We start from the raw sequence: 18,288 nt of genomic DNA on the forward strand, positions 1-18,288 counted from the left end.
CGACCCGCCCCCCCATACCCAGCGAATCCCCATGGCCACCACGCCCGAGAACGCCGCCCCGCTGAAGCCGCTGCACGGCGGCCCGCTGGCGCTGCTCACCATCGCCGTCGCGTTCAGCACCTTCATGGAGGTGCTGGACATGACCATCGTCAACGTGGCCGTGCCGCACATCTCCGGCAGCCTCGGCGTGAGCCCGAACGAGGGCACCTGGACGATCAGCTCCTACGCGCTGGCCAGCGCGATCATGCAGCCGCTCACCGGCTGGGTGGCGCGGCGCTTCGGCGAGGTGCGCACCTTCGTGGTTTCGGTGCTGCTGTTCGTGGTGTTCTCGATGCTGTGCGGCGTGGCCACCAGCATGCCGATGCTGGTGGTCTGCCGCCTGCTGCAGGGCGCGGGTTCCGGCCCGATGGTGGCGCTGTCGCTGACCCTGCTGCTGACCAGTTATCCGAAGGAGAAACAGGGCATCGCGCTGGCGCTGTGGGCGATGACCGTGGTGGTGGCGCCGATCTTCGGCCCGATCCTGGGTGGTTGGCTCACCGACAACTTCTCCTGGCCGTGGATCTTCTACATCAACCTGCCGGTGGGCATCGCCGCAGCGGTGATCACCTGGACGATCCTGCACAAGCGCGAGACCAGGACCTTCAAGGCGCCGATCGACGCGGTGGGCCTGGTGCTGCTGGTGGTGGGCGTGGGCTGCCTGCAGTTCATGCTGGACAACGGCAACGACCACGACTGGTTCGCCTCGCCACTGATCCTCACGCTGGGCCTCGTCGCCCTGGTCTGCCTCACCTTCCTGGTGGTGTGGGAGATCCACGCCAAGCACCCGGTGATCGACCTCTCGCTGTTCAAGCAGCGCAACTTCACCGTGGGGGTGGTGGCGCTGACGCTGGGCATGTTCGCGTTCTTCGGCATCAACGTGGTGTTCCCGCTGTGGCTGCAGATCGACCTGGGCTACACCGCCACCTGGGCCGGCCTGGCCACCGCGCCGGTAGGCGTGCTGGCCTTCCTGCTGTCGCCGGTGCTGGGCAAGAACATGCACCGGCTGGAACTGCGCGCGGTGGTGACCTTCGCCTTCATCATCTTCGCGCTCACCTCGTACTGGTTCGCCAGCTTCGACAGCAACGCTTCGTTCGACACGCTGGTGCTGCCGCGCTTCGTGATGGGCCTGGCCATCCCCTGCTTCTTCATTCCGCTGAACCAGATCTATCTGTCCGGCCTGCCCGCTTCGGAAATCGCCAGCGCCTCCGGCCTGTCCAACTTCTGCCGCACCATGGGTTCGAGCATGTCCACCGCGATCACGGTGACGCTGTGGCAGCACCGCAGCGAATTGCACCATGCCAACCTCACCGAATACGTCAGCCCCGGCCATCCCGCGGCCACGCAGTTCCTGCAGGACCTGGCCCGGCATGGCATGCCGCACACGCAGAGCCTGGGCCTGATCGACCAGCTGGTGAACCGCGAGGCGCTCACCCTGGCGGTGAACGACGTGTTCTGGGGCTGTGCGGTGCTGTTCGTGCTGCTGATCCCGATCCTGTGGTTCGCCAGGCCGCCGTTCGGCAGCGCCGGCGGGGCCGTCGGCCACTGATCCGCCGCTTTTGCTGCAGACCACCGCGGCGCACATCGCCGTACAGCAGCCCATGGCGGAGCAGACCAATTTCGCGGCAAGCATGCCAGTGGTCTACTGGTGCGGCGCAATATTCTCTGCTAGTTTCGCCGCATGGCACAAACCAAGCGCACCATCAAGAAGTATCCGAACCGTCGGCTCTACGACACCGAGATCTCCAGCTACATCACGCTGGAGGAGGTACGCCAGCTGGTGCTGGACAACGAGGACTTCGAAGTCCGCGATGCCAAGACCGGCGAGGACCTCACCCGCTCCGTGCTGCTGCAGATCATCTCCGAGCACGAGGAGAAGGGGCAGCCGATGCTGTCGCCCCAGCTGCTCAGCCAGATCATCCGCTTCTACGGCGACTCGCTGCAGGGCTTCATGGGCCCGTACCTGGAGCGCAGCCTGCAGGTGTTCCTCGACCAGCAGCAGCAGTTCCGCACCCAGCTCAACAGCCTGATGGGCCAGACCCCGTGGGCGATGGTGAACGAGCTGACCGAGCGCAACATGGATGCGTGGAAGACCATGCAGCGCGGCCTGCTCGACGCCGCCGCGCAGATCACCCCGCAAGGCGGCAGCCGCGGCGGCCACAAGAAGACCGGCTGAGCCCACGCCATTCCCGGACCCACGCGCCGCCTTGAGCGGCGCGTTTTATTTGAAGAGTGCGGCCATGGATGGCCGCCCGTTTGATTTTCGCGATCACGGACGATCGCAAAAATACAGACCGATCGCAAAGACAGCGAAACAAACCATGACTTCATCTAGCACAAACGGTGCCCGCGCGCGCCTGGCCCTGGTCACCGGCGGCCTCGGCGGCCTGGGCACCGAGATCTGCCGCCAGTTGGCGCAGGCCGGCCGTCGCGTGGTCGCCGCCGACCTGCCCGCCAGCGAGGCACGCCTCACCGCCTTCCGCGAAGCCACTGCCGGGTTTGGCGAGGCAATCGGCCACGAGGCGATGGACGTCAGCGACCACGAAGCCTGCGCCGCGCTGATCGGCCGCCTCGAACGCGAGCACGGCGGCGTGGACATCCTGGTCAACGCCGCCGGCATCACCCGCGATGCCAGCCTGCGCAAGATGACGCCCGCGCAATGGCACGAACTGATGCGGGTGAACCTCGACGGCCTGTTCAACACCTGCCATGCCGTGGTGGAGGGCATGAGCACGCGCGGCTTCGGGCGCATCGTCAACATCAGCTCGGTGAACGGCCAGACCGGCCAGTTCGGCCAGACCAACTACTCGGCCGCCAAGGCCGGCGTGCACGGCTTCAGCATGGCCCTTGCACGCGAAACCGCGCGCAAGGGCGTCACCGTCAACACCGTTTCGCCCGGCTACTGTGATACGCCGATGGTGGCTGCCGTGCCCGCCGAGATCCGCGCCCAGATCGTCGCCGGCATCCCGGTGGGCCGGCTGGGCCAGCCCGCCGACATCGCCCGCGCCGTGACCTTCCTCAGCGCCGACGACGCCGGCTACCTCACCGGCGTAAACCTGCCGGTCAACGGCGGGTATTTCATGAGTTTCTGACGGTACGGCGCAACGGTAGCCGCCGGCCGCCTCACTACAGGAACAGGCAAGTCATGCGCGGCTCGCCTCGGTTTGATCAACCGACGCATCCCAGTCAATACGGTAGCCGTGCAGAGCACCGAACATCTTGGCCGGATTGAAAAAACATTTCAGCGCGATCGGCATCAGCATGTGCGCCAGCGCCTTGGCGAAGGGGCCGGAGGCTTTCCGGCTGTTGACCTTGGCCGCATCGGCAGCCGCATTTTCGACCCGCGCGCGCCTCAGGCGCTCATAGCAGGCAAAGGCATCGGCCGGCACGGGCAAGTCGCGCAGGCAACGCGCCAGTTGGACGGCGCTTTCAATCGCGAGCGACGCACCCTGCCCGGAGCTGGACGACGGCGCATGCACGGCATCACCCACCAGCACCATGCGCTGGCTGTGCCAGCGCGGCACCGGCGGCATCATCTCGCTTGCGCCGGTCGCCACCAACTGATCCGAAACGGCCTGCCGCAAAAAGGTCTGCGCGGGTTGGTCGTCGCCATACAGCGCACGCAACCGGCCCAACCACTGCGCCGCCGGCATCTTGCGCGCCTCCTCCATGGTCAACGGCGTCTCGTGCGGCAAGCTGCCGAACCAGCAGATGCCCAGGCCTGGGTCGGCCCAGTAGCCGAAAAAAGCGTGCTTGCCAAACACGAAGGTCATGCAGCCGGCAGGCACCTGCATGGCATCCGGGGGCGCACCTCCGCCGAACCCGAGGAAGCCCGTATATCGCGGCGCTGGCGCACAAGGATCGATTAGTTCACGCACGGTCGAGCGGATGCCGTCTGCGCCGATCAGAATATCGCCGTCCGCCACGCTGCCATCGCCGAACTGCGCGGAAACCCCGTCGGCGGTTTCGCTTGCACCCACCAAACGCTTGCCGTAGATGACGCGAATACCGGCCGCTTCGACCGCCGCACGCAGCACGCGATAGAGATCGGAACGCCAGACCACGCGGCTGGGCGGCATACCTTCGATGCCGTCAAAGACGGTCAGCACCTTGCCGCGGCTGTCGGCCATCGCCATGCGGGTGATCGGCTGGCTCGCCGCCAGCAGGGCTGCGTCCACGCCGACGAGTTTCAGCGCAGAGAGGCCATTGGGCGCCAGCATCAGGCTGGCGCCCACGCCATCCGCTGTAGAGGGATACGACTCGTAGATCGTCGCGCGGATACCCGCCTTGTGCAGCGCCAAGGCCATCGTGAGCCCGGCGATGCCGCCGCCGATGACGAGCGCGTGATTCACCTTGGCCATACCTGCAAAGCCTCCCAACCGAACGACCATGCGTCGGTCTATAGTCATAGATTGACTATATATTAGACATAGAATGACTAATGACGCAAGATGACTGCCGGACCACCGACCGGACCGCACGTGAAAACCCGCCCACGACAACGATCGCCGCTGGCGATGGTGATTCTCTCCTTCGTGCTGGAAGCCCCTTCGCACGCCTATCGCATGCACGAACTGATCAAGCAGCGCGGCAAGGACCATGTGGTCAACGTCGCGCAGCGCAACAGCGTGTATCAGACCATTGCCAGGCTGCAGGCAACCGGACTGATCCGCGTGCGTGAAACCCTGCAGGACGAGGGACGCCCTGAGCGCGTGGTCTACGAGATCACGCCGCTGGGCCGTAAAACCTTCTACGCATGGCTGGAAGACATGCTGGGCGAGCCGCGGCGGGAGTTCAACGAATTCCCGGCCGCGCTCGCCACAGTGATGGCCTTGTCGCCCGAGATCGCACTTGCGCAACTGCGGCGGCGCCACGAAACGCTCAAGCGGCAGCTGGCCGCCGCCGCTTCGGATCTGCGCGAATGGTCAGGCAAGGGACTGCCCCGTTTCTGCATGCTGGACGATGAATACAAGACGGTGCTGCTCAAGGCCGAGATGAAATGGCTGGACAGCGTGATCACGGAACTCGCGTCGGGCGCGATGCACTGGAGCGAACAACAGTTGCGCCAGTTGGCGGCGCGGTTCGAAACCGGCAATCACGGATAACCGGCGCCAGCACCGGAGCTGAAAACAGGGATTGCAGTCGCGCGCGGCTTGCGGAACAGTGGCGTATCCCATCCACGGAACGCGACATGGCGCAAGCTCCTCGCATCACCCTGATCGGCGGCGGCCTGGTCGGCGCCCTGCTGGCACGGCAGCTGGCGCAGCGCCGCTTTGCGGTGGAGGTGTTCGAGAAGCGGCCCGATCCGCGCCGCGCGGGCTTTCTCGGTGGGCGCTCGATCAACCTCGCGCTGGCCGAGCGCGGCCTGCAGGCGCTGCGCACGGCAGGACTGGCCGACGAGGTGCTGCTGCGCGCGGTGATGATGCGCGGGCGCATGGTGCACGCGCACGGCGGCGCCAGCGGCTTGCAGCGCTACGGCGTAGACGACAGCGAGGTGATCTGGTCGGTGTCGCGCGGCGCGCTGAACATGCTGCTGCTGGATGCCGCCGAAGCCTCCGGCGTGCGCTTCCATTTCGGCCAGTCGCTGCTGGACGCGGACTTCGAGCAGCGCCGCATCCGGCTGGCCGACGAGGCGGGCACCGTGCGCGAACATGACGCCGGCCTGCTGATCGGCGCCGACGGCGCAGGCTCGGCGCTGCGCGCGACGATGAACGCCTATGCGCCGCTGGGCGAGCGCATCGAGCCACTCGGCCACGGCTACAAGGAGCTGGAAATCCCCGCCGCCGGCGCCTTGCCACCAGAGCTGGTGCGCCAGGCCGGCGGTGAAGGCCGCTTCGCGCTGGAGCCGCACGCGCTGCACATCTGGCCGCGCGGCGGCTACATGTGCATCGCGCTGCCGAACGCCGAGGGCAGCTTCACCGTCACCCTGTTCCTGCCCGCCGCCGGGGCGCATCCCAGCTTCGCCACCCTGCCCGACACCGCCGCGGCGCGCGCGTTCTTTGCCACGGACTTCCCCGACCTGCTGCCGCTGATCCCGCGCTTCGACGCGGACTACGCGGAGCATCCGGTGGGCACGCTCTCCACGCTGTACCTGGACCGCTGGCACCTCGACGGCCGCGCCCTGCTGGTCGGCGACGCGGCGCACGCCATCGTGCCGTTCCACGGCCAGGGCATGAACTGCGGCTTCGAGGACACGGTGACGCTGGCGCAGCTGCTCGCCGCCGCGCCCGGCGACAGCGCCAGCGTGTTCGCCGAATTCCAGCGCATCCGCCAGCCGAACGCAGACGCGATCGCCGCGATGGCACTGGAGAACTACGTGGAGATGCGCGACTCGGTGGCCGATCCGCACTACCTGGCCAAGCGCGCGCTGGGCGCGAAGCTGGCCGAACGCATCCCCGGCCACTACATGGCGCGCTACCGGCTGGTCACCTTCACCCACCTGCCCTACGCCTATGCGCTGGAACGCGGCCACCGGCAGGACGCGCTGCTGGAAGCATTGCTGCACGGCGCGCCGGACGTGGAGGCCATCGATCTCGATGCCGCCGCCCGGCTTTTCCAATCGACCCTGGAGCCACTGCCGGAGTTGCGCCATGGATGAGGCCCTGCTCGAAGCGTTCCGTTCCACCACCTACCACGTCTGCCTCGACACCGTGAGCTGGGCGATCATCCGCGTGGACCTACCCCTGCCCGCCCCGCTTGCCAACGTGGTGGGCGCGCAGCCCTGGGCCTTCATCACGGCCTGGAACCCGCAGGCGCGCCGACGGCCGCCGGCCGAGAACGAGGCTGCACAGCGCGAACTGCTGGCTGCGCTCAAGCGGCAGGCCGGCGTGAACGTCTACGCGGCCATCGGCGTGGGCACCTCCGGCTGGAGCGAACCCAGCCTGTTCGTGACCGGAATGGACGTCGGGGCACTGGATCAACTGACCCGGTCCCACGGCCAGCTGGCCTACGTGCACGGCGAAGCGGGCGGCCACGCCATGCTGCGCGTGCTGGACTGAGCCAGATCGCGGCAGCGCGCCGCATGGACAAGCTCGCCGGGCATTGCGGAGAATGGAAGCAATGACCACTGCATCCACCGCTCCGTTGCTCGAAGCGCATCGCCTGAGCTTCCATCGCCAGGACGAGCCGGTGTTCGCGCCGCTGGATTTCCGCCTGCACGCGGGCGAACTGGCCCTGGTCGAGGGCGACAACGGCAGCGGCAAGACCACCCTGCTGCGCCTGCTGGCCGGCCTGCTGCACGCGAGCGAAGGCCGGCTGCTGTGGCGCGGCGAGCCGTGGCAGCGCGAAGCCTGCGCGGGCGAGATCCTGTTCCTCGGACACCAGCTGGGCCAGAAGCTGGAACTGAGTCCGCGCGAAAACCTCGCCTTTGCCGCAGGCCTGCACGGCGGGCGCGACGGCGTCACGCCCGCCGCGGCGCTCGATGAAGTGGGTCTTGCCGGCTACGAGGACGAGCCAGTGCGACGCCTCTCCGCCGGACAGAAGAAGCGCGCCGCGCTGGCGCGCCTGCTGCTGCAGCCGGCGGCGCTGTGGCTGCTCGACGAGCCTTACGCGAACCTCGACCGGCACGGCATCGCACTGGTCAACCGCCTGCTGGAGCGGCACGTGGCTGCCGGTGGCGCGGTGCTGGTGAGCAGCCATGGAGTGGTGGGGTTTCATGGCGGCGAGCCACAGCGGATCCGCATGCATGCGTGAGTTTTTCTCGCAGGGGGACGTTCGAGGATGAGCAGCACTCCGCTGCCGCAGGCCTGCGCCGCAATGCTGCGGCGGGATCTCCTGCTGGCTTGGCGGCGGCGGGGAGATCTGGCGATGCCGGTGCTGTATGCGGTGATCGTGGCGGTGTTGTTCCCGTTTGCGCTGGGACCGGATCTGCTGCTGTTGCAGCGGATCGCGGGAGGCGTGGTGCTGGTGACCGTGCTGCTGGCGATGCTGCTGGCGCTGGACGCGATGTTCGCCAGCGACATCGAGGATGGTTCGCTGGAACAACTGGTGCTTTCGCCGCAACCACTGGCATTGATGCTGGGCATGAAGATCCTGGCGCACTGGCTCGCCACCGCACTGCCGCTGATCGTGATCGCGCCGCTGCTGGCCGGCATGCTGCACCTGCCGGCCGCCGCGATGCCGGCGCTGCTGCTGGCGCTGCTGCTGGCCACGCCGCTGCTCAGTCTGCTCGGCGCGGTGCTGGTGGCGCTGACGGCCGGCACGCGGCGCTCTGGTATGCTGCTGGCCTTGATGTTGCTGCCGCTGTGCGTGCCGGTGGTGATCTTCGCGGCCGGCGCCGTGGCAGCCGCCCAGCAGGGTCTGCCGTGGCTGGCACCGATAGCCTGGCTGGCCGCCGCACTCATCCTCTGCGTGGTGTTGGCGCCGCTGGCCTGCGCGGCGGCCCTGCGCATTGCTCTGGACTCGTAAGTCATGGCCAAGTGGATTCCGCTCTGGTTGCACAAGCTCGGCTCGCCGCCGACGTTCTATCGCTTCGCGGGCGCGGTACGGCCATGGGCGATGGGACTGGCGCTGCTGCTCGGCGCGGTCGGCCTGTACGGCGGCCTGGTACTGGCGCCCCCGGATTACCAGCAGGGCGACGCCTACCGCATCATCTTCATCCACGTGCCCAGCGCCTGGATGAGCATGTTCATCTACGCGGTGATGGGCGTGTCCGCGTTCGTCGCGCTGGTGTGGCGCATGAAGCTGGCCGAGGTGGTGGCGATGGAATCGGCGCCGGTCGGCGCGGCCTTCACCTTGATCACCTTGGTCACCGGCTCGCTGTGGGGCAAGCCGATGTGGGGCACCTGGTGGACCTGGGATGCGCGGCTCACCTCCGAGCTGGTGCTGCTGTTCCTCTACCTGGGCGTGATCGGGCTGTACCACGCGTTCGAGGATCGCCGCCAGGGCGCGCGCGCCGCGAGCTTCCTCGCGATCATCGGCGTCATCAACGTGCCGATCGTGCATTACTCGGTCGTGTGGTGGAACACCTTGCACCAAGGCAGCACGGTGGACATCTTCGGCCATTCGAAGATGCCGTGGGACATGCTGTGGCCGCTGCTGGTGATGACGCTGGCCACCAAGGCCTACTACGCGGCCAGCCTGTGCCGCCGCGCGCGCACCGACCTGCTGGCGCTGGAAGGCGGCAAGGACTGGGTGCGCCACGTCGCCGAGGCGGAGGCCGGCCGATGAACGCGCTGCAGCACTTCTTCGCGATGGGCGACCACGTCGTCGCTTTCTTCAGGATGGGCGGCTACGCCGGATACGTATGGCCGGCCTACGCGGTGTTTTTTGCCGTGTTGATTGCCGACAACGTGGCACCACGGCTGCGCCGCCGCCGCATCCTGCGTGAACTGCGCGGCCGGCTGGCGCGCCAAGACGCGCGCGCGCGGCGCCCTCCACCCACTTCCGTCACGCCTTCGCCCTGACCGGGCAGGAACCCAGCATGCCGATGAACCCCACCCGCAAGCGCCGGCTCACCATCGTGATCGTGGTCGCGATCGCCGCCGCGCTGGCGATCAGCCTGGGCGTGTACGCGCTGCAGCAGAACATGAACTACCTGTTCACCCCGAGCCAGGTGCAGTCGGGGCAGGCAACGCAGTACAAGACCTTCCGCCTCGGCGGCATGGTCAAGGCCGGCTCGATCCAGCGCAGCAAGGACTCGCTCGAAGTCACCTTCACCGTGGTCGACGCAGGCGGTGCGATGCCGGTGGAGTACACCGGCATCCTGCCCGACCTGTTCCGCGACAACCAGTCGGTGATCGCCACCGGCCACATGGACGGTGCCCGTTTCGTGGCCACCGAGGTGCTCGCCAAGCACGACGAGACCTATATGCCGAAGGAACTGAAGGACGCGATGGCCAAGGCGCATGCGGACGCGAAGGTGAAGGAAGCCGCCGCGCAGGACAAGAGCCCATGACTCCCGAACTCGGCCAGCTCGCGCTGGTACTCGCTTTCCTGCTCGCCATCGCGCAGGGCGTACTGCCTCTCCTGGGTGCGTGGCGCGGCAATCGCGCACTGATGGCGGTGGCGCGTCCCGCTGCCGCCGGCCAGGCGGTGTTCGTGGCGATGGCCTTCCTGATCCTGGTGTGGGCCTTCCTGCATTTCGATTTCTCGGTGCAGTACGTGGCCGACAATTCCAACCTCACCCTGCCCTGGTACTACCGCATCGCCGCGGTGTGGGGCGCGCACGAGGGCTCGCTGCTGCTGTGGATCCTGATCCTCAACCTGTGGACGGTGGCGCTGGCCGCGCTCAGCCACAAGTTGCCCGAGGTGTTCGCCGCGCGCGTGCTGGGCGTGATGGGCCTGGTGTCGATCGGCTTCCTCGCCTTCATCATCTTCACCTCCGATCCGTTCGGTCGGCTGCTGCCGATGCCGGCCAACGGCGCCGACCTCAACCCGGTGCTGCAGGACCCGGGCATGACCTTCCACCCGCCCGTGCTGTACATGGGCTACGTGGGCTTCTCGGTAGCGTTCGCGTTCTCCATCGCAGCCTTGCTGGGCGGTGAAGTGGAACAGGCCTGGGTGCGCTGGGCGCGGCCGTGGACGAACGCGGCCTGGGGCTTCCTCACCCTGGGCATCGTGGCCGGCAGCTGGTGGGCGTACGCCGAACTGGGCTGGGGCGGCTGGTGGTTCTGGGACCCGGTGGAGAACGCCAGCTTCATGCCGTGGCTGGTGGGCGCGGCGCTGATCCACGCGCAGGCGATCACCGAGAAACGCGGCGGCCTGCGTGCGTGGACCCTGCTGCTGTCGATCTTCGCGTTCTCGCTGTCGCTGCTGGGCACCTTCCTGGTGCGCTCGGGCGTGCTCACTTCGGTGCACGCGTTCGCCTCCGATCCGCGCCGCGGCGTGTTCATCCTGATCTTCCTCGCCATCGTGGTGGGCGGTTCGCTGCTGCTGTACGCGCTGCGCGCGCCCAAGGTGGCCGGCGGCAAGCCCTTCCGCGTCGTCTCACGCGAGACGGCACTGCTGATCGGCAACCTGATGCTAGCCACCGCGGCGGCGATGGTGCTGCTGGGGACGCTGTTCCCGCTGATCGGCGACATGTTGCACCTGGGCCGCATCTCGGTGGGTCCGCCCTATTTCGGCCTGCTGTTTCCGTTGCTGATGGCACCCATCGTGTTGTTGCTGCCGTTCGGGCCGTTCCTGCACTGGGGCAACGCCGACGGCGGCGTGCTGAAGCAGGTGGCGCTGCGCGCGGGCATGGCTGCAGTGGCCTGCGCGATCGTGGCGGCGTTCTTCGTGCAAGGCCAGCTCAAGGCCGTGGCCGGCGTGGCCGCAGCGGTGTGGATCGCGGTGGGCGTGCTGCTGTACGCGCTCAAGCGCTGGCGCGACATGCCGCGCGGCCGCCGCTACCCGGCCGAGATGGCCGGCATGCTGCTGGCGCACCTGGGCATCGCCGTGTTCGTGATCGGCGTGCTGCTGTCCGAATCGCTGAGCATCACGCACGACGTGCGCCTGGCGCCAGGCCAGAGCGAAGCCATCGCCGGCTACGTGTACCGCTTCGACGGCGTGCACCGCACCACCGGCCCGAACTGGCATGCCGACCAGGGCGTGGTCACCGTACTGCGCGATGGCCGTACCGTGACGGTGATGCATCCGCAGAAGCGCACCTATGCACGCGACCAGGTGCAGACCGAGTCGGCGGTGGACGCCGGCCTGTTCCGCGATCTGTACGTGGCACTGGGCGAGCCGATGGATACGAACAACATCGAGGGTGCCTGGGCGCTGCGCCTGTACTACAAGCCGTTCGTGCGCTGGATCTGGGGCGGCGGCGTGCTGATGATGCTGGGCGGCTTCGTCTGCGCCGGCGACCGCCGCTTCCGCATCAAGCGCATCGCCGCCGAGTCGGCGGCCACGACCGGTACGGTCGCGCCGCAGGAGTCGCCGGCATGAAGCGGCTGATCCCGTTTCTCGTCTTCGTGCTGCTGGTGGGCCTGTTCGGCTTCGGCATCTGGTGGAACACCTGGCACGACGCGCGCTATGTGCCCTCGCCGCTGATCGACAAACCCGCACCCGATTTCGCGCTGCCGAAACTGGATGCACCCGGGCAGACCGTGACCAAGGCCAGCCTGCTCGGCAAGCCTTACCTGCTCAACGTGTTCGGTAGCTGGTGCGTGGCCTGCGCCGAGGAACACCCGGTGCTGATGGCCGACGGCCGCCAGCTCGGCATTCCGCTGGTGGGCTACGACTACAAGGACGTGCCCGACGACGCCAGGCGCTGGCTGCGCGAGCACGGCAGCCCCTACGACCTGGTGATCGCCGACCAGTCCGGACGCACCGCGATCGACTTCGGCGTGTACGGCGCGCCGGAGAGCTTCCTGATCGATGCGAAGGGCGTGATCCGCTACAAGCACATCGGCCCGCTCACCCCCGAGGTGATCGCGCAGGAGCTGCAGCCGGCGATAGCCGCCGTGAAGCGGGAGGCGCCGTGACCGCGCGGACACCCCGTAGGAGCGGCTTCAGCCGCGATTCTTCGCAATGCCGGTCGCGGCTGAAGCCGCTCCTACGGACAGCGTTGCTGGTGCTGCTGATATTTGCCGGCCACGCCTTCGCCGCCAGCGGCGCGATCGAGCCGCTGCCGTTCAAGGACCACGCCCAGGAAGTGCGCTTCCAGAACCTCACGAAGCAACTGCGCTGCATGGTCTGCCAGAACGAGAACCTGGCCGATTCCAATGCCGACCTCGCCCGCGACCTGCGGCTGGAGGTGTTCCAGCTGATGCAGCAGGGCAAGAGCGACGCCGAGATCAAGCAGTACCTGGTGGACCGCTATTCCGACTTCGTGCTGTACGACCCGCCGCTAAAACCCGGCACCTGGCTGCTGTGGTTCGGGCCGCTGGCTATCCTGCTGGCCGGCGGCGCCGTGGTGACGGTAGCGGTACGCCGGCGCAACCGCGGCGACGGCGCCATCGACGACGACAAGCCTGCCGAAGGCGGGCAGGCCGGCACCGGACCGGCCGATACGGGGGACGACTGGTGAAGCTCGCGTTCTATCTGGTCGCCGCCGCGATGGTCGCGGTGGCGCTGGCCCTGCTGCTGGTGCCCTTGCTGCGCGCAGGGCGCCGGCACGGCCGCCCGCGTGGCGTGTTCGCACTGGCGCTGGGCATCGCCCTGCTGCTGCCGATCGGCGCCGGTGCGCTGTACCTGCACATCGGCACGCCCGTCGCGCTGGACGGCGTGCCCGCCGCACCGCCGCCCATGGACTTCCAGCAGGCGCTGACCGAGCTGCGCGCGCACCTCAAGCAGCAGCCCAGCGATGCGCAAGGTTGGACCCTGCTGGCCCAGGCCACCACCGCGCTGAAACAGCCGGACGAGGCACGCGACGCCTGGGACCATGTCCTGAAGATCGACCCGAACAACGTGGCGGCGATGGTGGGCTGGGCCGAAACCGATTCGATGGCGCGCGGCGACCACCTGATCGAAGGCCGCGCGCTCGACCTGCTGCACCGCGCGCTGGAGCTGCAGCCAGACAGCCAGCGCGCCCTGTGGCTGCTCGGCATCAGCCAGTTCCAGCACACCCGGTACGCCGATGCCGCCGCCACCTGGCGCAAGCTGCAGCCGCTGCTGGAACCCGGTTCCAGCGTGGCCAAGGCGGTGGCCGAGCAGATCGCGAACGCCGATGCCCGCGCCGGCATCAAGCCTTCGACCGAACCCGCACCGGCCGCGAGCCAGGGCGCTGCGCTGAAGGTGGAGGTGAGCCTGGCCCCCACGCTCAAGAACAAGCTGCAGCCGGGCGACCAGCTCTACGTCTACGCCCGCGCAGTGAGCGGCCCGCCGATGCCGCTGGCGGTGGCAAAACTAGCTGCCGACACGCTGCCGGCCACGGTCACGCTCACCGACGCGATGGCGATGACGCCGGAGCTGAAACTCTCCTCGGTGGCGCGCGTGGTGGTGGCGGCGCGGATCAGCCACAGCGGCGAACCGGTCGCCCAGCCGGGCGACCTGGAAGGCAGCGCCGGCATCGTCGACACCGACCGCAAGACGCCGATCGCCATCGCCATCGACAAGGTGCATTGAGCATGGTCGCCGACGCCCGCCAGTACTGCGCCCTGCCCTCGCCGTTCCCGATGAAGCGCGGCGGCGCGCTGCACGGCGCGCGCGTGGCCTACGAGACCTGGGGCACGCTCAACGCCGCGCGCGACAACGCCATCCTCGTGCTCACCGGCCTCTCGCCCAGCGCGCACATGATGTCGTGTGCGGCGGACCCTTCGCCCGGCTGGTGGGAGGGCATGGCCGGCCCCGGCAAGGCCATCGACAGCAGCCGCTGGTTCGTGATCTGCGTGAACTCACTGGGCAGCGATAAGGGCTCCACCTGCCCCGCCTCCGCCAATCCGGCCACCGGCGAACCGTACCGGCTCGATTTTCCCGAGCTGTCACTGGAAGACGTCGCCAATGCCGCCCATGTGGTGGTGCGCAGCCTGGACATCGAACGCCTCGCCTGCCTGGTCGGCTGCTCGATGGGCGGCATGGCCGCGCTGGCTTACATGCTGCTGCACCCCGGCACGGTGCGTACCCACATCAGCGTGGACACCGCGCCGCAGGCGCAACCCTTCGCCATTGCGATCCGCTCGCTGCAACGCGAGGCGATCCGGCTGGACCCGCAGTGGGCCAATGGCGGCTATGACATCCACGGCGCCGGCGAGCACTACCCCGACATGGGCATGAGCATCGCGCGCAAGCTCGGCGTGATCACCTACCGCTCGGCGATGGAGTGGAACGGCCGCTTTGCGCGCATCCGCCTCGACGCCGAGCAGCGCGAGGAGCAACAACCGTTCGGCTTCGAGTTCCAGGTGGAGTCCTACCTCGAAGGCCACGCCCGCCGCTTCGTGCGCAGCTTCGATCCGAACAGCTACCTCTACCTCTCGCGCGCCAGCGACTGGTTCGACACCGCCGAATATGGCGGCGGCAACGTGATGGAAGGGATGAAGCGCATCCGCGTCGAACGCGCGCTGGTGATCGGCGTCAGCACCGACATCCTGTTCCCGCTGGAACAGCAGGAGCAGATCGCCGAAGGCCTTGAAGCCGCCGGTGCTGCCGTGGACTTCGTGGCGCTGGATTCGCCGCAGGGTCACGACGCCTTCCTGGTGGACATCGAGAACTACAGCCGGGCGATCGCTGGTTTCCTGGCGAAGCTTTGAATTCGGTGCGGATTATGGTGGCGGCTGAATAGCATTCCGGCATGCTCTGAACAACATGCTGGTGTTGTTCGCCCCGTTGCTGCCCAATCCAGACTATTCCGAAAGATCCGCTGTTGGTCGGAAGCAGACCGTCTAGGATCACCTACTCTCGCAGAACCTCAACCCCCGCCCAAGCTCTGGGTCGCTGTTGAAGATCTTCGGATCAGGATTTGCCGCAATGTAGCTAGCGGCTTTCTCTAGAGCTTTTCTGTCCTGATCATCGCACTTCACAAATGGCACCGCTGACGAATATGCATCAAGCGAAAAAAGCGCGATGCGAAGATCCGTAGCTACTTTCCGCCTCACTTGAGCAGGGTCGGCTTCTTGCAGTGCCGCGACAGACCTTCTGACATCGCTCAGCGCATCGGATGCGGCGTTCTGGCTGGCCAGGGTCGCCATGGTGTTGGCGCCTTTGCCAAATCCGATGTAGAAACCAGCGCCTCCACTCAGGAGGGCAACCAGAGCACTCAGAACGAAGATCTTTAGGCGTCCACTGATGGTCTGCATCCGCTAGTCCTTGGCGTTCATTGGGTGCTCGCTTTGGCTCAAAAGCGGACCTTTCCAGAATATAGCTGCAAGCACCTCTGACACCCACGATCAGGACTGGCATGGTGTTCAGCGCCTGCCGGATTCGATGTTCAATCCAACCGGAATCCGCATCCGAGCACTCAGCGCCCTCTCTGCGCTTTCCACGCAGTCACGCGCTGGCGGATGTACGCCTCGTAGTCATCCTCGCTGCGCAACGACGTGCGATCCGGCTTGGTCGTGGCGACCGGCAAGGCGGCCGCCAGGTCGGCATACACCTCCTGCAGATGCGAAGGCTTGCCGGCGGCGGGATTCGTCCCGCTGGACACGGGCACGACGACACCGGCGAGCGGGTCGTCGGTGCGCGCCGCAGCCAGCATGAGCACGCCGCCGACATCCGGCGCCGCCGCATCGCGCGCGGTCAGCGCCGGCAGGCTCCAGCGCTGTTCGATCGTCTTGAGGATGGACGTGTGGTCGAACGGCATCGCACCAGTCGCCACACGGAACACCGTGCCCGCTTCGATCCACGGCGAGACCAGCAACGTGGGCACGCGCGGCCCGAAGCGCTTGAAGTCGAAACCGAACTCGCCAGCCGTGGCATCCGGCGGCACGGCATTGGTCGGCGGCGGCACGTGGTCGTAGCAGCCGCCATGCTCGTCGTACGTGACGATCAGCAGTGTTTCGTTCCAGGCCGGCCCGTTGCGCAACGCGTAGTAGACGTCGTGGATCAGCTGCTCGCCGAGCGCCACGTCGTAGTTGGGATGCTGGCTGTTGCCGCTCGATCCCCAGCTGGGTTCGAGGAAGGTGTACACGCCAAGCTGGCCCGCCTTGGCCGCGGCCTGGAAATCGGTGAACTGGCCGAAATGCGTATCCGCCGCGCTCGCCGTGTCGCTGAAGGTCAGCCGGGTCAGCGGGTCGGCATTGTAGCCGTAGATCGCCCAGCCGAGATTCTGCTGCGAAAGCAGGCCGTAGATCGTCGGCGCGGTGAACGACTTGGTCTTGTCGTCCATGTGGCCCTGCGAGGTCGCCGCGTGGACGAAGGCGCGGTTCGGCAAGGTCTCGGTGGGCGCCGAACCGAACCAGTGGTCGCACACGGCGAAGCCGCGGGCGAGCGCCGACAGCACCGGCAGGCTCGTGGGCGTGTGCATCGCCATGATGTCGGTCGCGGCGGTACCGGGATAGATCGACCATTTTTCCGCGGCTTCCCAGACCAGGGTGGCGGCGAAGTTGTCGACGAAACCGGCATTGGTCGCCGCGGGCGGCACGGGTGGCGTGTCGCTGCCGAACAACTGCGCGTTCGTCGCCGTGTAACCCTCGCCGGGGTCGGCGCCGGGCAGGAAATAGGTGTTCGCCAGCGCCGGTTGGATCCGCGCTACCGCGACGCTCGTGCCGTTCGCGCTGTCGGGGTTCGATTCCTTGCCGGTCAAGCCCTCGAACGGCTGGCCGGCGGGCGAAACGTTGTTCGCATCGGCATAGAGAAACCCCAGCATGTGATCGAACGAACGGTTCTCCAGCATCAGCACGACGATGTGGTTGATCGCGCCGAGCCCGTTCGCAGCCGATCCACGCTTGCCCACCCGATGGTGCCGGGCAGTCTTCCGGTCGCCGCTCCCGCGTTTCGAACGTGTAGCCATGCCCATCGTCTCAGGCCTGCATCTCGTCGAGTCTAGGGATGCGCTGATTAAGGCGGCATGATGCCCGGAAGGCACGCGGGTTACGACGAAAGCGATCGCTGGGCGCGTCGAGACAAGCGCTTTACAGCGCGCTCACGCCGGATTCGCGATGGCATGGTGCGCCGGGAGCCCATGCTTATATCGTCATTACCAACTATTATAATGACCGGATTGTTTCACGCTTGCGCGCGGAGTCCCCATGCTTACCACCGAATTTCCCGGCTGTCGCCAGCTGATCGACGCGATCGACACCGCAGTCGCCCAGAGCAGTACGCCGGCGATCACCGACAGCCTGCGCAACAGCCTGTGCCGGCTGATCCGCGGCAACGAGATCCAACTGCCGGACTGCGTGCTGGAAACCGCCGAAGGCCGCTATGCGCGGCGCGAGCTGTACCGCAGCGAGGATCACGGCTACTGCGTGGTGGCGATGACCTGGGGCCCGGGCCAGGGCACCCCGATCCACGACCATGCCGGCATGTGGTGCGTGGAAGGCGTGTGGCGCGGCGCGCTGGACGTGGTGCAGTACGAGCGGACGGACGACGCAGAAGGCCACTACCTCTTCCAGCCCGTGGGCTCGGTGCAGGCCGGTCCCGGCTCCGCCGGCAGCCTGATCCCGCCACACGAGTACCACACCATCCGCAACCCCAGCGACCGCGATATCGCGGTCAGCCTGCACATCTACTCCGGCAACATGACCCACTGCGCGGTGTTCCAGCCGCTGGGCGGCGACCATGGCTACGAGCGCTGCGAGCGCCAGCTGGGCCTCGACCCGGTGCACTGAAGCCGGCATAATGCGCAATCCACATGCCGGTGTGGCGGAATGGTAGACGCGGCGGACTCAAAATCCGCTACTGGCGACAGTGTGTAGGTTCGAGTCCTATCACCGGTACCAAGAGACTCAG

20 protein-coding genes and 1 tRNA gene are annotated in these 18,288 nt (G+C 67.3%); 18 read left to right on the forward strand and 3 right to left on the reverse strand.

All coding sequences use genetic code 11. From position 1 onward, the window contains the following. Window positions 1-31: 31 nt before the first annotated feature. The 3 genes from ABQJ54_RS13875 to phbB all read left to right on the forward strand — a co-directional run bounded on the left by ABQJ54_RS13875 (window position 32) and on the right by phbB (window position 3,128). The gene (locus ABQJ54_RS13875) at window positions 32-1,585 is read left to right on the forward strand and encodes a DHA2 family efflux MFS transporter permease subunit (RefSeq protein WP_367854915.1); all 1,554 of its coding nucleotides are present in this window, start codon (window positions 32-34) and stop codon (window positions 1,583-1,585) included. A 132-nt stretch (window positions 1,586-1,717) separates the two neighbouring features. Beyond that, window positions 1,718-2,212 carry a polyhydroxyalkanoate synthesis repressor PhaR gene (gene phaR / locus ABQJ54_RS13880; RefSeq protein WP_077484303.1) on the forward strand — a complete coding sequence of 165 codons (495 nt, stop codon included), beginning with the start codon at window positions 1,718-1,720 and terminating at the stop codon, window positions 2,210-2,212. A 145-nt stretch (window positions 2,213-2,357) separates the two neighbouring features. Further along, window positions 2,358-3,128: an acetoacetyl-CoA reductase gene (gene phbB, locus ABQJ54_RS13885; protein WP_367854916.1), complete on the forward strand. Its 771-nt coding sequence runs from the start codon at window positions 2,358-2,360 to the stop codon at window positions 3,126-3,128. Between the two features lie 51 nt (window positions 3,129-3,179). On the opposite strand, the gene ABQJ54_RS13890 is transcribed toward phbB, so the two are convergent. Next, entirely contained in the window at window positions 3,180-4,397 is a 1,218-nt protein-coding gene (locus tag ABQJ54_RS13890) for an FAD-dependent oxidoreductase (RefSeq protein ID WP_367854917.1), read from the reverse strand. A 156-nt stretch (window positions 4,398-4,553) separates the two neighbouring features. Here ABQJ54_RS13890 and ABQJ54_RS13895 point away from each other — a divergent pair, with 156 nt between their 5' ends. The 13 genes from ABQJ54_RS13895 to metX all read left to right on the forward strand — a co-directional run bounded on the left by ABQJ54_RS13895 (window position 4,554) and on the right by metX (window position 15,149). Then, window positions 4,554-5,141, forward strand: a complete 588-nt coding sequence (locus ABQJ54_RS13895) for a PadR family transcriptional regulator (RefSeq protein ID WP_367855348.1) — start codon at window positions 4,554-4,556, stop codon at window positions 5,139-5,141. 86 nt (window positions 5,142-5,227) lie between these two features. Then, a complete protein-coding gene (locus ABQJ54_RS13900; protein WP_367854918.1) occupies window positions 5,228-6,634 on the forward strand; it encodes an FAD-dependent oxidoreductase in 1,407 nt (468 codons plus the stop codon). Continuing rightward, window positions 6,627-7,034, forward strand: a complete 408-nt coding sequence (locus ABQJ54_RS13905; RefSeq protein WP_367854919.1) for a DUF3293 domain-containing protein — start codon at window positions 6,627-6,629, stop codon at window positions 7,032-7,034. The genes ABQJ54_RS13900 and ABQJ54_RS13905 overlap by 8 nt, the downstream gene beginning before the upstream one ends. A gap of 61 nt (window positions 7,035-7,095) precedes the next feature. Beyond that, window positions 7,096-7,728 (forward strand): cytochrome c biogenesis heme-transporting ATPase CcmA, encoded by a 633-nt coding sequence (gene ccmA, locus ABQJ54_RS13910; protein ID WP_367854920.1) that lies wholly within the window; start codon window positions 7,096-7,098, stop codon window positions 7,726-7,728. A 27-nt stretch (window positions 7,729-7,755) separates the two neighbouring features. Further along, window positions 7,756-8,442 carry a heme exporter protein CcmB gene (ccmB, locus tag ABQJ54_RS13915; RefSeq protein WP_367854921.1) on the forward strand — a complete coding sequence of 229 codons (687 nt, stop codon included), beginning with the start codon at window positions 7,756-7,758 and terminating at the stop codon, window positions 8,440-8,442. 3 nt (window positions 8,443-8,445) lie between these two features. Further along, the gene (locus tag ABQJ54_RS13920; protein WP_367854922.1) at window positions 8,446-9,204 is read left to right on the forward strand and encodes a heme ABC transporter permease; all 759 of its coding nucleotides are present in this window, start codon (window positions 8,446-8,448) and stop codon (window positions 9,202-9,204) included. After that, on the forward strand, window positions 9,201-9,440 hold the full coding sequence (gene ccmD, locus ABQJ54_RS13925) for a heme exporter protein CcmD (protein WP_367854923.1): 240 nt from the start codon (window positions 9,201-9,203) through the stop codon (window positions 9,438-9,440). Before ABQJ54_RS13920 ends, ccmD begins: the two co-directional genes overlap by 4 nt. Before the next feature lie 23 nt (window positions 9,441-9,463). Beyond that, on the forward strand, window positions 9,464-9,931 hold the full coding sequence (gene ccmE, locus ABQJ54_RS13930; RefSeq protein ID WP_367855349.1) for a cytochrome c maturation protein CcmE: 468 nt from the start codon (window positions 9,464-9,466) through the stop codon (window positions 9,929-9,931). Then, window positions 9,928-11,907, forward strand: a complete 1,980-nt coding sequence (locus ABQJ54_RS13935; RefSeq protein ID WP_367854924.1) for a heme lyase CcmF/NrfE family subunit — start codon at window positions 9,928-9,930, stop codon at window positions 11,905-11,907. Before ccmE ends, ABQJ54_RS13935 begins: the two co-directional genes overlap by 4 nt. Then, window positions 11,904-12,446, forward strand: coding sequence for a DsbE family thiol:disulfide interchange protein (locus ABQJ54_RS13940; RefSeq protein WP_367854925.1), 543 nt, complete (start codon window positions 11,904-11,906; stop codon window positions 12,444-12,446). The genes ABQJ54_RS13935 and ABQJ54_RS13940 overlap by 4 nt, the downstream gene beginning before the upstream one ends. An 86-nt stretch (window positions 12,447-12,532) precedes the next feature. Continuing rightward, the gene (locus ABQJ54_RS13945; RefSeq protein WP_367855350.1) at window positions 12,533-12,991 is read left to right on the forward strand and encodes a cytochrome c-type biogenesis protein; all 459 of its coding nucleotides are present in this window, start codon (window positions 12,533-12,535) and stop codon (window positions 12,989-12,991) included. After that, window positions 12,988-14,028 (forward strand): tetratricopeptide repeat protein, encoded by a 1,041-nt coding sequence (locus ABQJ54_RS13950; RefSeq protein WP_367854926.1) that lies wholly within the window; start codon window positions 12,988-12,990, stop codon window positions 14,026-14,028. The genes ABQJ54_RS13945 and ABQJ54_RS13950 overlap by 4 nt, the downstream gene beginning before the upstream one ends. Before the next feature lie 2 nt (window positions 14,029-14,030). Further along, a complete protein-coding gene (gene metX, locus ABQJ54_RS13955) occupies window positions 14,031-15,149 on the forward strand; it encodes a homoserine O-acetyltransferase MetX (protein WP_367854927.1) in 1,119 nt (372 codons plus the stop codon). A gap of 138 nt (window positions 15,150-15,287) precedes the next feature. Here metX and ABQJ54_RS13960 read toward each other — a convergent pair whose 3' ends face one another. Together ABQJ54_RS13960 and ABQJ54_RS13965 are read right to left on the reverse strand one after the other, a co-directional pair. Beyond that, a complete protein-coding gene (locus ABQJ54_RS13960; protein WP_367854928.1) occupies window positions 15,288-15,695 on the reverse strand; it encodes a hypothetical protein in 408 nt (135 codons plus the stop codon). 161 nt (window positions 15,696-15,856) lie between these two features. Further along, a complete protein-coding gene (locus ABQJ54_RS13965; RefSeq protein WP_367854929.1) occupies window positions 15,857-17,347 on the reverse strand; it encodes an alkaline phosphatase family protein in 1,491 nt (496 codons plus the stop codon). Window positions 17,348-17,585: 238 nt separating this feature from the next. On the opposite strand from ABQJ54_RS13965, the gene ABQJ54_RS13970 reads away from it, so the two are divergent. Continuing rightward, complete coding sequence (locus tag ABQJ54_RS13970) at window positions 17,586-18,167, forward strand: cysteine dioxygenase family protein (protein WP_367854930.1); 582 nt, start codon at window positions 17,586-17,588, stop codon at window positions 18,165-18,167. A gap of 25 nt (window positions 18,168-18,192) precedes the next feature. After that, window positions 18,193-18,278: transfer RNA gene (locus tag ABQJ54_RS13975), tRNA-Leu, on the forward strand. Window positions 18,279-18,288 lie beyond the last annotated feature (10 nt).

This window comes from Rhodanobacter lycopersici (assembly GCF_040812335.1).
Lineage (GTDB): Bacteria > Pseudomonadota > Gammaproteobacteria > Xanthomonadales > Rhodanobacteraceae > Rhodanobacter_A > Rhodanobacter_A lycopersici.

Coding starts and splice junctions, on each gene's coding strand:
- ABQJ54_RS13890 (WP_367854917.1), bottom strand. CDS start 4,397: ATGGCCAAGGTGAATCACGCGCTCGTCATCGGCGGCGGCATCGCCGGG.
- ABQJ54_RS13960 (WP_367854928.1), bottom strand. CDS start 15,695: ATGCAGACCATCAGTGGACGCCTAAAGATCTTCGTTCTGAGTGCTCTG.
- phbB (WP_367854916.1), top strand. CDS start 2,358: ATGACTTCATCTAGCACAAACGGTGCCCGCGCGCGCCTGGCCCTGGTC.
- phaR (WP_077484303.1), top strand. CDS start 1,718: ATGGCACAAACCAAGCGCACCATCAAGAAGTATCCGAACCGTCGGCTC.
- ABQJ54_RS13875 (WP_367854915.1), top strand. CDS start 32: ATGGCCACCACGCCCGAGAACGCCGCCCCGCTGAAGCCGCTGCACGGC.
- ccmA (WP_367854920.1), top strand. CDS start 7,096: ATGACCACTGCATCCACCGCTCCGTTGCTCGAAGCGCATCGCCTGAGC.
- ccmB (WP_367854921.1), top strand. CDS start 7,756: ATGAGCAGCACTCCGCTGCCGCAGGCCTGCGCCGCAATGCTGCGGCGG.
- ccmD (WP_367854923.1), top strand. CDS start 9,201: ATGAACGCGCTGCAGCACTTCTTCGCGATGGGCGACCACGTCGTCGCT.
- metX (WP_367854927.1), top strand. CDS start 14,031: ATGGTCGCCGACGCCCGCCAGTACTGCGCCCTGCCCTCGCCGTTCCCG.
- ABQJ54_RS13970 (WP_367854930.1), top strand. CDS start 17,586: ATGCTTACCACCGAATTTCCCGGCTGTCGCCAGCTGATCGACGCGATC.
- ABQJ54_RS13935 (WP_367854924.1), top strand. CDS start 9,928: ATGACTCCCGAACTCGGCCAGCTCGCGCTGGTACTCGCTTTCCTGCTC.
- ABQJ54_RS13965 (WP_367854929.1), bottom strand. CDS start 17,347: ATGGCTACACGTTCGAAACGCGGGAGCGGCGACCGGAAGACTGCCCGG.
- ccmE (WP_367855349.1), top strand. CDS start 9,464: ATGAACCCCACCCGCAAGCGCCGGCTCACCATCGTGATCGTGGTCGCG.
- ABQJ54_RS13905 (WP_367854919.1), top strand. CDS start 6,627: ATGGATGAGGCCCTGCTCGAAGCGTTCCGTTCCACCACCTACCACGTC.
- ABQJ54_RS13895 (WP_367855348.1), top strand. CDS start 4,554: ATGGTGATTCTCTCCTTCGTGCTGGAAGCCCCTTCGCACGCCTATCGC.
- ABQJ54_RS13900 (WP_367854918.1), top strand. CDS start 5,228: ATGGCGCAAGCTCCTCGCATCACCCTGATCGGCGGCGGCCTGGTCGGC.
- ABQJ54_RS13920 (WP_367854922.1), top strand. CDS start 8,446: ATGGCCAAGTGGATTCCGCTCTGGTTGCACAAGCTCGGCTCGCCGCCG.
- ABQJ54_RS13940 (WP_367854925.1), top strand. CDS start 11,904: ATGAAGCGGCTGATCCCGTTTCTCGTCTTCGTGCTGCTGGTGGGCCTG.